Annotated in this window: 13 protein-coding genes and 1 other annotated feature; of the genes, 1 reads left to right on the plus strand and 12 read right to left on the minus strand. The window is 54.8% G+C overall.

The features are described from left to right. Nucleotides 1-1021: 1021 nt before the first annotated feature. The 12 genes from Q3H59_RS07195 to hisL form a co-directional block, all read right to left on the minus strand. Entirely contained in the window at nucleotides 1022-2137 is a 1116-nt protein-coding gene (locus tag Q3H59_RS07195; RefSeq protein WP_309834029.1) for a M14 family metallopeptidase, read from the minus strand. Nucleotides 2138-2249: 112 nt separating this feature from the next. Further along, nucleotides 2250-3047, minus strand: coding sequence for an ABC transporter substrate-binding protein (locus tag Q3H59_RS07200; RefSeq protein WP_309834031.1), 798 nt, complete (start codon nucleotides 3045-3047; stop codon nucleotides 2250-2252). 66 nt (nucleotides 3048-3113) lie between these two features. Next, the gene (locus Q3H59_RS07205; RefSeq protein ID WP_309834033.1) at nucleotides 3114-3590 is read right to left on the minus strand and encodes a YbaK/prolyl-tRNA synthetase associated domain-containing protein; all 477 of its coding nucleotides are present in this window, start codon (nucleotides 3588-3590) and stop codon (nucleotides 3114-3116) included. A gap of 88 nt (nucleotides 3591-3678) precedes the next feature. After that, nucleotides 3679-4290, minus strand: a complete 612-nt coding sequence (hisIE, locus tag Q3H59_RS07210; RefSeq protein WP_101763386.1) for a bifunctional phosphoribosyl-AMP cyclohydrolase/phosphoribosyl-ATP diphosphatase HisIE — start codon at nucleotides 4288-4290, stop codon at nucleotides 3679-3681. Beyond that, nucleotides 4284-5060, minus strand: a complete 777-nt coding sequence (gene hisF, locus Q3H59_RS07215; RefSeq protein WP_101763387.1) for an imidazole glycerol phosphate synthase subunit HisF — start codon at nucleotides 5058-5060, stop codon at nucleotides 4284-4286. Before hisF ends, hisIE begins: the two co-directional genes overlap by 7 nt. Next, entirely contained in the window at nucleotides 5042-5779 is a 738-nt protein-coding gene (hisA, locus tag Q3H59_RS07220) for a 1-(5-phosphoribosyl)-5-[(5-phosphoribosylamino)methylideneamino]imidazole-4-carboxamide isomerase (RefSeq protein WP_192411542.1), read from the minus strand. Before hisA ends, hisF begins: the two co-directional genes overlap by 19 nt. Next, complete coding sequence (hisH, locus tag Q3H59_RS07225; protein ID WP_101763389.1) at nucleotides 5779-6369, minus strand: imidazole glycerol phosphate synthase subunit HisH; 591 nt, start codon at nucleotides 6367-6369, stop codon at nucleotides 5779-5781. The genes hisA and hisH overlap by 1 nt, the downstream gene beginning before the upstream one ends. Beyond that, the gene (gene hisB, locus Q3H59_RS07230) at nucleotides 6369-7436 is read right to left on the minus strand and encodes a bifunctional histidinol-phosphatase/imidazoleglycerol-phosphate dehydratase HisB (protein WP_137386098.1); all 1068 of its coding nucleotides are present in this window, start codon (nucleotides 7434-7436) and stop codon (nucleotides 6369-6371) included. The genes hisH and hisB overlap by 1 nt, the downstream gene beginning before the upstream one ends. Next, nucleotides 7433-8509 (minus strand): histidinol-phosphate transaminase, encoded by a 1077-nt coding sequence (gene hisC / locus Q3H59_RS07235; RefSeq protein WP_137386097.1) that lies wholly within the window; start codon nucleotides 8507-8509, stop codon nucleotides 7433-7435. Before hisC ends, hisB begins: the two co-directional genes overlap by 4 nt. After that, a complete protein-coding gene (hisD, locus tag Q3H59_RS07240; RefSeq protein ID WP_210081862.1) occupies nucleotides 8506-9813 on the minus strand; it encodes a histidinol dehydrogenase in 1308 nt (435 codons plus the stop codon). Before hisD ends, hisC begins: the two co-directional genes overlap by 4 nt. A gap of 4 nt (nucleotides 9814-9817) precedes the next feature. Beyond that, nucleotides 9818-10717 (minus strand): ATP phosphoribosyltransferase, encoded by a 900-nt coding sequence (gene hisG, locus Q3H59_RS07245; RefSeq protein ID WP_210081861.1) that lies wholly within the window; start codon nucleotides 10715-10717, stop codon nucleotides 9818-9820. Nucleotides 10718-10770: 53 nt separating this feature from the next. Continuing rightward, nucleotides 10771-10892, minus strand: a sequence feature (His leader region). Further along, on the minus strand, nucleotides 10868-10915 hold the full coding sequence (gene hisL / locus Q3H59_RS07250; protein WP_100396937.1) for a his operon leader peptide: 48 nt from the start codon (nucleotides 10913-10915) through the stop codon (nucleotides 10868-10870). It overlaps the preceding feature by 25 nt. Before the next feature lie 176 nt (nucleotides 10916-11091). Here hisL and Q3H59_RS07255 point away from each other — a divergent pair, with 176 nt between their 5' ends. After that, nucleotides 11092-11919, plus strand: coding sequence for an SDR family oxidoreductase (locus Q3H59_RS07255; RefSeq protein WP_277973780.1), 828 nt, complete (start codon nucleotides 11092-11094; stop codon nucleotides 11917-11919). The last annotated feature ends 30 nt before the right edge of the window (nucleotides 11920-11949 follow it).

Raw genomic sequence — 11949 nt, forward strand, 5'->3', positions numbered from 1 at the left:
TAATGCACTAATATGATCTAATGAAAGCATAAGTGGAGTGTGTATGAGATACATAGAGAAACTTATAGCGCCAAAATAAGTAAGGAATACATTGTTAAAAAAGTCGCTCAAGGGGGGGGTATATCTAATTAAAGAATAAAACAGGAAAGAAATGCCGCAATAATGATGATGTATGGATGTTTGTTTTTTTTTGATGTATATATGAAATAACTTATTATCGCTGGGATAATAGCTGAAAGGAAAATATTACATGTGTATTCTTAAGTTCATTCTTTATGTTGCTAAAGTTGTATATTATTACCCCCAAAGACATGCCTGCTATGCATTTTGAAAAAATCTAAAGAAAAAAATAAGTAGATTTAAATCCGTTGCTGCTTGTAAAGAATTGTGCTTAAAATAAACTAAGCCATAACCCATAATAGATAATATAAATAATTGCACGTTCTTCATTTGAATCAATATTGGGAAAAATAATAAACAAGTGTAAAATTCAACTGAAATCGGCCAGCCTGGGTCGTTCCAGTTCTAGGAATTCGCAAATCCAAGACCGTGTATAAAAAATATGTTATAAAAAGCAGTTTCCTACGGGTTTTCAAAAGGGACTGTTGGGAAAAGAAAGAAATAGATTAAGAAAGTTAAAAACATTGTTAATACATGTAAAGGATATAATCTAGCTATTCCATGAAGAATATACGCCTTGAAAGGTGAAGATGATTTTTTTATTTTTTCACTATATAACTTAGAACAATTCCTAATTATACAAAGAAAGCATCCACGGATATATATGGATGTGAAAAGTTAACGTCCCCCCATCCAAATCTACTCCCTAATCAGTGTCCAGCTACAACCATCAAGCTCAAGTAATCTTTGTTTCGTCAAACCCCAAAAATTTATAACCAGTAATCGTCAATAAATTGAAAAGGTTCTGTAAGATACTTTTGTAAATTAAGCAAGTGTTATGGCTATTTTGCAGCAGTTTTTTAACGATTAGTTCTCACTTGTTAATTCATACGCGTTAGCTTCAACCCACCAACAACTCCCCCCGTCTCCCAGCATTCCCCCCAGCCAGCCTCACCACCAACATCCCCGCCGTCACAAACTTGGTCAAATTCCTCGCATACAACACGCCACCAAACTCTGCCACCAGCGGCATCACCTGGTCAGTGATCGGATCAACAACCTCAGCCACCACTTCCCCAGCCTTAATCCACTCGCCCAAATTACGTCGGTAAAACACCAATCCAGATTGCGCCGCATGAATATACTCACATCCCGCCAGCGCCGTCGCTAGATGAATCAGGGCAGGGGATTCACCCACTTCACCGGCAATATATCCGCCCTCAATCAGCGCATTGATAATCGCGTCGGCATCTTTCTCCGCCATCTCAGGCGATACATCCGCCACACCACGCAGTTCCAGCGTCACCGGCAGCAAGCCGCGCGGCATTGGATACTCATCACCAAAGCGTTCTGCCAGCGTCAGCCACGGCTCACAGCAAGCCTCATCAAACGGTTCACCGCCAGATATCTGCGCCAACAACTGCACTTCACTGCCTAACCAACGCGCCAAAGGTTCAATGTCCGGCCACGCGTGCGGCGTGGTGTAGAGGTGCGGCAGCGCATCCCAGTCACAATGCAGATCAATCATCAAATCGGCCTGGCTCGCCATACGCATCAGCGTAAAGCGCTGGGCATCCAGTTCGGTGCGGGCAATGCGGTCACGATAATGGCGATCAATCGCTTCCCTGATCAGGCGCTTGTTTTCATATTCACTTTGCGTCAGTGAGCCAGCGAGCTCTTCAACCAGCGCTTCACCCAATGCCGGGAAGCGGCGGTTAAAGTCTTGTCCTGATAACGTGTGGAAACGCCCCAAATGGCTACCATGCCAATGCTGTCCCATGGCTAAAGGATTCGCCACCGGAACCAGCGTGATTTTGGATTTGAGTTGTCCGGCAGATTCCAGCGCCAGCAGTTTCTGTTTCAAGTACCATGCCACCGCCATGCCCGGCAGCTCATCGCCGTGCAATGCAGCCTGAATGTAGACGCGTTGCTGTGAATCCGTACCGAAGTGGAAGCTAACAATTTCGCGTTGCGTGCCCAGCGAGGCGCTTAATAGAGGATGATGTTGTTGTTGCATAACGCTATCGATGTCCTTTATTCGTGGCACGCTTTCAGCGACGCCAGATGCATTTTCTGATGGAATTATAGTGCTGAGTGCAAAAAGGGCGGCAAAAAAGCCGCCCAAAAGATTACTGCTGGATGGAGATGTCCGTCGCGAAGTACTGTTTCTGAATTTTATCGAAAGTGCCGTTCTTCTTCAGTTCGGCAAACGCGTTATCCAGTGCGGTTTTCAGTTCGGTGTCGCCTTTACGCAGACCAATCGCGGTGCCCGGACCGATAATCGGATCCTGTACAATCGGGCCGGCCAGTTCGAAATCTTTGCCCTGCGGATGTTTCAGGAAACCATTGGCGGCTTGAGCAGCATCGGTAAACACCACATCAAGACGACCCGAAATCAAATCGCTCTCAACTTGTGCCTGATCGCCATAAGGTACAACCTGCACGCCATGCGGCTGCCATTTGGCCAACGCATAACGCTCCTGCACGGTGCCTTGCTCAACGCCCACGGTTTTGCCTTTCAGCGATTCAGCAGTTGGCAGCAGGCCAGAACCTTTACGCGCAATCAGCTGGGTATGGGTGTCGTAGAGCGGCACGGTGAAATCAATCTGCTTCAGACGTTCTTCGGTGATACCCATATCCGACAAGATGGCGTCGAACTTACGCGCTTTCAGCGCAGGGATCATGCCATCGAACTGGCTCTCCACCCACACGCATTTGGCCTGCATCTGCTCGCACAGCGCATTACCGAGGTCGATATCAAAACCGACCAGTTTGCCCTGCGGCGTTTTGGATTCGAAAGGAGGATAGGTGGGATCAACCGCGAAACGCACCTGATCAATTTTTGCCTGCGCACCAAACGCGCAACCTGCCAGCACAGCCAGCGCCAGCGTGTGACGCAGGCGGGCGGTTAAACGAGAACTTGCCATAATATCGGTCTTCTTTTGATGTGATGTTGAGTCAGAAAGAGTACCGCTCAGGGCCTGGCAAGGCAATTAGAGGATTATTTTCATCACGTTACCATTATGCAGCGCCTGGTAATCTGCAATGTTGAGCACTACCGATTGCTCCAGCAATCCGGCATTGAAGGCGATTTCGTCATAGCGTTCAAACAGCAGCGGATCGACCACCAGCTGTAAATCAGGATGGAAGCTAAACGGCGGAATAGCCCCGAACACGCAGCCGGTCAGCGTATCCACTTCCGCCGGTGAGGCCAGCGAAGCACGGCGACCGCCAACCGCTGCAGCAACCTTGCTGAGATCCGCTTGCTGATCGGCAGGCAGCACCGCCAGCACATGCTGTTTGATACCGTTGCCTTTCACATGACACACCAGCGCCTTCGCACCTTGACCCACTTGCGTACCACGAATCGCTGCCACCGCTTCGCACTTGCCGGTCGCTTCATGCTCCATCACGCGATAGCGCGCCTGATGTTGGTCGAGCAGGGCGAGCAATTTTTCATGTGTGGTCATGGTGTTTTCCATGCTGATGAATAGCGTAGGGTGCGCATTTATGCGCGCTTGGGACATTGGTCGCCATGAATGGCGACCCTACGAAACGTTATTTATGACGCGCGCGCAGATTATTGATGATGGTGCTCAAATCCAGCTCCTGATCCTGCAGCAGCACCATCAGGTGATAAAGCAGATCCGAAGCTTCATTGGTCAGCTCGTGACGATCGTTAACCGTTGCCGCCAAAGCCGTTTCCACGCCTTCTTCCCCCACTTTCTGCGCGATGCGCTTGGTGCCGCTGGCATAAAGCTTCGCAGTGTACGAACTCTCCGGGTCGGCGCTTTTGCGCGAAGCCAGCAGCTGCTCGAGCTGATAGAGGAACGTCCAGTCTGGCGCAGCCGGTGAGAAGCAGCTGGAAGTGCCGAGATGGCAGGTTGGGCCAATCGGATTGGCCAGCACCAGCAAGGTATCGTTGTCGCAATCCGGAGTAATGCTCGCCACTTGCAGGAAGTGGCCCGAGGTTTCGCCTTTGGTCCATAAACGGTTTTTGGTGCGAGAGAAGAAGGTGACGTTGCCCTCGCTGAGGGTTTTTTGCAGCGCTTCTTCATTCATATAACCGTGCATCAGCACTTCGCCGGAAACGTTGTGCTGGACGATAACGGGCATCATGCCCGCGGTTTTGACCCAATCCAGCCTGGCCAGTTGTTCTGCAGTTAACACGCGCGAATCTCCACACCGTTGTCGATCAGGAAGTTTTTCAACTCGCCGATATTGATAATTTGTTTGTGAAACACCGAAGCCGCCAGCGCGCCATCGACGTTCGCCTGCACAAAGGCGTCAAGGAAGTGCGGCATGGTGCCTGCGCCGCCGGAGGCGATCAGCGGCACTTTGCACACATCGCGCACTTTCTTCAGCTGCACCAGATCGTAGCCGTTACGCACGCCATCTTGGTTCATCATGTTGAGTACGATTTCACCCGCGCCCAGCTTCTGCACTTCCTGTACCCAATCCAGAGTTTCCCACGTGGTCACTTTGGTGCGCGCTTCGTCGCCGGTGTACTGATTGACGTGATATTTGCCGCTCACTTCGTCAAACCAGGTATCGATGCCCACTACGATGCACTGCACGCCAAAGCGATCGGCCAGGCGCGTAATCAGCGTCGGATCGGCTAATGCTGGCGAGTTGATGGAAATCTTGTCGGCACCAAACTGCAGAATGCGCGCCGCGTCTTCTTCGCTCTTAATGCCGCCCGCCACGCAGAAAGGAATATCGATCACTTCCGCCACGCGCGACACCCAGCTTTTGTCCACGACGCGGCCATCTGATGAGGCGGTGATATCGTAGAATACCAGCTCGTCCGCACCTTCCTGCGCATAACGCTGCGCCAGCGGCACAATGTCACCGATGATTTCGTGGTTGCGGAACTGAACGCCTTTCACCACTTGCCCGTCACGCACATCGAGACAAGGAATTATCCGTTTTGCCAGCATGCGATTGCCTCCGCCACCGTGAATTTATCTTCCAGTAACGCGCGACCAACGATCACGCCCTGTGCGCCGCTGCCGCGTAACGCCGCGATGTCATCCAGCGAACCGATGCCGCCTGAAGACTGAAAAGCGATGTCCGGGAAGGCCGCAGACACTTCTTTATACAGCGCGACGTTGGATCCGCTCAGCGTACCGTCGCGCGAAATGTCAGTGCACAACACATGCTTGAGGCCAACCGGCTGATACCAGCCAATCACCTCTTCCAGCGTAACGCCCGCCGCTTCCTGCCAGCCGCTGATTGCCACCTCTTTGCGGTTGTTGGCATCAATGCGCACATCTAATGCCAGCACAATGGCGTCGGCGCCAAACTCGTTAAACCAGCTTTTGACTTCTTCCGGTTGCTTCACCGCGGTGGAACCGACCACCACGCGCGTGGCACCCGCTGCCAGCAGCGCCGCCACGTCATCGCGATGGCGGATGCCACCACCAACCTGCACCGGCACGGTCACGCCGCGCAGTAAGGTGGTGAGCAGAGGAATCTGACGTTTGGCCGGATCTTTCGCGCCGGTCAAATCCACCAGATGCAGTACTTCAGCACCCTGGCGTTGGTAATCCTGTAAGCGCGGCAGCGGATCACTACCGTAATCGCGCTGCTGGCCGTAATCGCCCTGATGCAGGCGCACCACTTTGCCGTCGATTAAATCTAATGCGGGGATAATCATCACATCTCCAGGAAATTTTTCAGCAGCTGCGCGCCGGCTTTGCCCGAACGCTCCGGGTGGAACTGCACGCCGAAGAAGTTATCTTTCTGCAGGGCAGCGGTGAACGGATAGCCGTAATCGCACTGGGCGATAGTGGCGGCATTCACCGGCATGGCGTAGCTGTGCACGAAGTAGAAGTAGCTGCCATCGGGAATGTCGCGGAACAGATGATGGCCGGCTTTAGCGGTGATCTGGTTCCAGCCCATGTGCGGCAGCGGTAAATCCTGCGTATCCATCAGCGTGACGGGCTCATCAACCAGGCCGAGCGTGGTGACGCCGCCATTCTCATCGCTACCGCGACCGAGCAGCTGCATGCCGAGGCAAATACCGAGCACCGGCTGAGTACAGGCTTTGATTAAGTCGATGAGATCGCGCTCCTGCAGCTGATTCATCGCCGCCTGCGCGGTGCCCACGCCGGGCAGCAGCAGCTTGTCGGCATGCAGCACCACATCCGGGTCGCGGCTCACCTGCGGCGTGTAGCCGAGGCGCTCAATGGCCCACTTCACCGAAGACAGGTTGGCGCAGCCGGTATCGAGGATCACCACGTTCATCACAGCACTCCTTTCGAGCTCGGCAAGGTGTTGCCTTCCACGCGAATCGCCTGGCGCAGCGTTCGGCCAAAGGCTTTGAACAGGCTTTCCACACGATGGTGATCGTTGCGGCCTTTGGTTTTCAGGTGCAGCGTGCTCATCATCGCGTAGGATAGCGAGCTGAAGAAGTGCTCGACCATCTCGGTGCTGAGATCGCCGACGCGCTGGTAGCTGAACTCGGCTTTGAATTCGATGTGCGGACGGCCGGAGATATCCAGCGCGCAGCGCGCCAGGCACTCATCCATTGGCAGCACAAAGCCGAAACGGCCGATGCCACGTTTGTCGCCCAGCGCTTTCAGCAGCGCTTCGCCGAGTGCCAGACCGGTATCTTCCACGGTGTGGTGATCGTCGATGTAGAGATCGCCTTTCACATCAATGTTCATGCGGAAGCCGCCGTGCACCGCAATCTGGTCCAGCATGTGATCGAAGAAGCCGACGCCGGTGTTAATTTTGCTGCCGCCTTCACGATCCAGCCACACTTCGACTTTGATCTGCGTCTCTTTAGTGTTGCGTTGCACCAGCGCGTAACGATCGCGTTTGGTCAGGCGCGCCTGAATCGCATCCCAATCTTCGCCTTCCGCGCCGTAACGCAGGCCCTGAATGCCCATGTTCTGCGCCAGCTGAATATCGGTCAGACGATCGCCAATCACGTAGCTGTTGGCGGTATCGAGCGCACCGGCGGCCAGCCAGGCTTCCACCATTTTGGTCTTCGGCTTGCGGCAATCGCAGTTATCTTCCGGCATATGCGGGCAGATCAGGATGTCGCTGAAATTCACGCCTTGTGAGCGGAGAATCTGCATCATCAGGTTGTGCGGGCCGTCAAAATCGGCCTGCGGGAAGCTGTCGGTGCCGAGGCCATCCTGATTGGTGATCATCACCAGCTGATAGCCCGCTGCCTGCAACGCCAGCAGCGCCGGAATGGCGTTCTTCTCAAACGCCAGTTTCTCCATGCGATCCACCTGATAATCAGTGGGTGGCTCAGAAATGATGGTGCCGTCGCGGTCGATAAAAAGGATCTTCTGACTCATGCTTGCTCCACTGATAAGGCTTGCAGCGCGGCGATCAGGCGCTCGCACTCTTCACGGGTGCCGATGGAGATGCGCAGGCATCCCGCAAGGCCGGGGTTTTTATTTTGGTCGCGCAGAATAATGCCTTGATCCCACAGCGTTTTAAACACTTTTGGCGAATCAGTGAAGCGCGCCAGAATATAGTTGGTTTCACTCGGGAACACCTGCTGCACTACGCTAATCTGCGGCAACTGCTCAAACAGCCAGGCACGATTGGCGTTCAGCTCGGCAACGTGTTGACGCATCAGCGTAATGCCTTGCTCGCTCAGCGCTTGTCCAGCCACATCCGCTACCGGCGTCGCCAGCGGATAGGGCGCAATCACCTTCATCAGCAGATCGATCACCGGCTTGTTCGCGAGGGTGAAGCCGCAGCGCAAACCGGCCAGCGCAAAGGCTTTAGACAGCGTGCGCAGAATCACTAAGTGCGGATATTCCTGCAGCCAGCCCGCCAGCGTCGCGTCCGGGCAGAACTCGATATAGGCTTCATCGGCCACTACCAGCGCTTTACCGGCGGTCATCGCCAGCAGCGCGCGGATGTCATCCTGATTGATCAGGTTGCCGGTCGGATTGTTCGGGCTGCACATATAGACGACTTTCACGCCGTCGAGCTGGTCAGCAATTGCCGGCAAGTTCAGCTGCCAGTCATCGAGTGCCGCCACGGTGCGGTATTCGATGCCGATGGTTTCGGCGCTGACGCTGTACATGCCGTAGGTTGGCGGGCAGAACAGAATCGCATCTTTGCCCGGCTCGCAAAACGCGCGCATCAGCAGTTCGATACCTTCATCCGCACCGCGGCTGACCAGAACCTGCTCCGGCGTCAAACCGGCGTAAGCGGCATAGCGCTCAATGACAATCTTTGGCTGGCATTCCGGATAGCGGTTCAGCGTCTGCTGCGACAGCTCAAACGGCACCGGCAGCGGGAATTCGTTGGCATTCAGCCACACATCACCGTTACCACCCAGACGACGCGCCGATTGATACGGCGTCAACGCTCGCACGTTGGCGCGCGCTAACTCTTCAATATTCAGGCTCATGCTTGCTCCTTTAGCGCGGCAACACGCAGGGTAACGGCATTTTTGTGGGCTTCCAGCTGCTCGGCGGCGGCCAGCGTTTCAATCGTCGCGGCAAGATTGAGGAAGCCTTGCGGCGTCAGCTCTTGCACCGTCATACGTTTCTGGAAATCGGCCAGGCCAAGGCTGGAACAGGTCGCGGTGTAGCCGTAGGTCGGTAGCACATGGTTAGTGCCGGACGCGTAATCGCCCGCCGATTCCGGGGACCAGTCGCCAAGGAATACCGAACCGGCGCTGGTGATGCTTTCGACCAGATCGCGCGGCTGACGCGTCTGAATGATCAGGTGCTCCGGGCCGTACAGGTTGGAGATCTCGATGCACTGCTCTAAATCGCGCAGCACAATCAGGCGGCTGCTCGCTAACGCCTGACGCGCGGTAGCCGCACGCGGCAGCTGCGCCAGTTGCTCTTCAACCGCTTGCGCCACGCCTTCGGCCAGTTGCAGCGATGGCGTCAGCAGAATCACCTGCGAATCCGGGCCGTGTTCCGCCTGCGACAGCAAATCGGATGCCACGAACGCGGGCGTGGCGCCTTCATCGGCAATCACCAGCACTTCCGATGGACCGGCTGGCATATCAATTGCCGCGCCATCTAAACGCTGGCTAACCTGACGTTTGGCTTCGGTCACATACGCGTTGCCTGGGCCAAAAATCTTGTCCACTTTCGGCACGGTTTCGGTGCCGAAGGCGAGGGCGGCGATGGCTTGTGAGCCGCCCACCTGAAACACCTCTTTCACGCCACACAGCTGTGCCGCGTAAAGAATTTCATCGGCAATCGGCGGCGGCGAGCACAGCACCACGCGACCGCAACCGGCGATGCGTGCCGGTGTCGCCAGCATCAATACGGTTGAGAACAGCGGGGCGGAACCGCCAGGAATGTACAAACCCACCGATTTGACCGGACGGGTAATCTGCTGGCAGCGCACGCCAGGCTGAGTTTCCACATCCACTTCCGCCAGAATCTGCGCGTTGTGGAAAGTCTCGATATTACTCACGGCTACGGCCATCGCCTGCTTCAGCGCGTCGTTCAGACGATCGCTGGCCGCTTGCATCTCTTCGGCGCTGACGCGGAGGTTATCCACCTGCGCTTTATCGAAGCGCGCGCTAAATTCACGCAGCGCCGCATCGCCGCTCTCTTTCACTTGCACTAACACGTCGCGCACGATCTGGCTGATAGTTTCTGAAGCCGAAATCGCCGGACGCATCAGCAGCGCTTGCTGCTGCTCTGCGCTGCACTGCTGCCAATCAATGGGTGTCATCAGCGTGCTCATGGTATTACTCCAACATTTTTTCAATTGGCAGCACGAGGATCGAGCTGGCACCCAGCGACTTCAGCTTTTCCATGGTTTCCCAGAACAGCGTTTCGCTGCTCACCATGTGCATCGCCACGCGGCTCACATCTCCGGCCAGCGGCAGCACGGTTGGACGCTCAGCGCCCGGCAGCAGCGCAATCACTTCATCCAGGCGCTCGCTTGGCGCGTGCAGCATGATGTACTTGGATTCACGCGCTTTAATTACGCCCTGAATACGCGTCATCATTTTGTCGACCAGCTCTTGCTTAGCAGGCGGCAGTTCGCCATCGCGCTGGATCAGCACCGCTTTAGAGCGGTAGATCACTTCGACTTCGCGCAGGCCGTTCGCTTCCAGCGTGGCACCGGTTGAAACCAGGTCACAAATCGCATCGGCCAAACCCGCGCGTGGTGCGACTTCAACCGATCCGTTCAGCAGGCAGGATTTAAAGGCGACGCCTTGTTTATCGAGGTATTTCTTCAGCAGGTGTGGATAAGAGGTGGCGATGCGTGCGTTATTCAGGCATTGCGGGCCGGTGTACTCTTCATCAACCGGCATCGCCAGCGACAGGCGACAACCGCCGAAATCCAGACGACGCAGCGTGAAGTAACGCGGATCTTCGCCCTGAGCACGACGGTTCAGCAGCTCCTCTTCCAGCACGTTTTCACCGACGATACCGAGATCGACCACGCCATCCATTACCAGGCCAGGGATATCGTCATCGCGCACACGCAGGATGTCGATCGGCATGTTCTCCGCAAACGCAATCAGACGCTGCTGCTGAAGGTTAATTTTGATACCGCAGCGTGCCAGCAGTTCGCGTGATTCATCACTTAAACGGCCAGATTTCTGCATAGCTATGCGAATACGGGTGTTATCTAACATGGTTCCTGTCCTCTTATTCAATCCTGTCTGAACGTGTTGGTTGGCGTTCGCCCATAAAAAAACCCCCGGAAGATGATCTTCCGGGGGCTCTCTTTGCGTTCGCACCACTGGAAGATCCTAATCGTCTCCCAGCACACATCGCCTGAAAGACTAGTCAGGGTGATGGTGATGATGGTGGTTGAACTGAACGCGTGTCATAGTAAATTCCGTTGCTGAATGAGTATTCATTTGCCTGCTGAATAACCTAACGAAGATGGTGACAATTGGCAACCCTTTTTTAACCGTCAATTTCCGGAATCTCCCGAAACAGTTTGCGCTGGTTTGGCACATCTACCCGCACTAAGATGAAGTGTGAGCCCATAGCAGGAGTCGATATGAAAAAGGTCGCGATTGTAGGTCTGGGATGGCTGGGTATGCCGCTGGCGATGGCGCTAACGGCACGCGGCTGGCAGGTCACCGGCAGTAAAACCTCGCCGGATGGCGTGGACGCCGCACGCCGCTGTGGCATTGAAGCCTTCCAGCTGGTGCTAACCCCCGAACTGGAGTGTGAAGCTGAAGAGTTAGATACGCTGATGGCAGTCGATGCGCTGGTGGTGACATTACCTGCCAGCCGCACGGTGAAAGGCGGTGAAGATTACATGCAGGCGGTGCAGAACGTTGTGGATACCGCGCTGGCGAAGAAAGTGCCGCGCATTATTTTCACCAGCTCAACGTCAGTGTACGGCAGCGGTGAGGGTGTAATGAAAGAGAGCAGTCCGCTGCAGCCGGAAACCGTCGCCGGCAAAACGCTGGTGGAGCTGGAGAACTGGCTGCACGATTTGCCCGGCACCAGTGTAGACATTGTGCGTCTCGCGGGATTAGTGGGGCCGAATCGTCATCCGGGGCGTTTCCTTGCCGGTAAAACCGGGCTGGAAAACGGCGGGCATGCGGTCAATCTGGTGCATCTCGATGATGTGGTCGATGCGATTGTGCTGTTGCTGCAAACCCCGAAAGGCGGGCATGTTTACAATTTGTGTGCCTCGAAACATCCGTCGCGCGACAGTTTTTATCCTAGCGTTTCGAAGCAGTTGGGGCTTGAGCCACCGACGTTTGTCGCTGAGCCCGAGCGTTCTAACGGCAAGGTGATTGATGGCTCGAAGATCGCGAGTGAGCTGGGGTTTGAGTATACGTATGATGACCCGATGAAAATGCCCTTGGAATAACAAATTTTCGATTTGGTAACGTGATAATTT

This window comes from Pantoea sp. SORGH_AS_0659, assembly GCF_031453915.1.
Lineage (GTDB): Bacteria > Pseudomonadota > Gammaproteobacteria > Enterobacterales > Enterobacteriaceae > Pantoea > Pantoea leporis.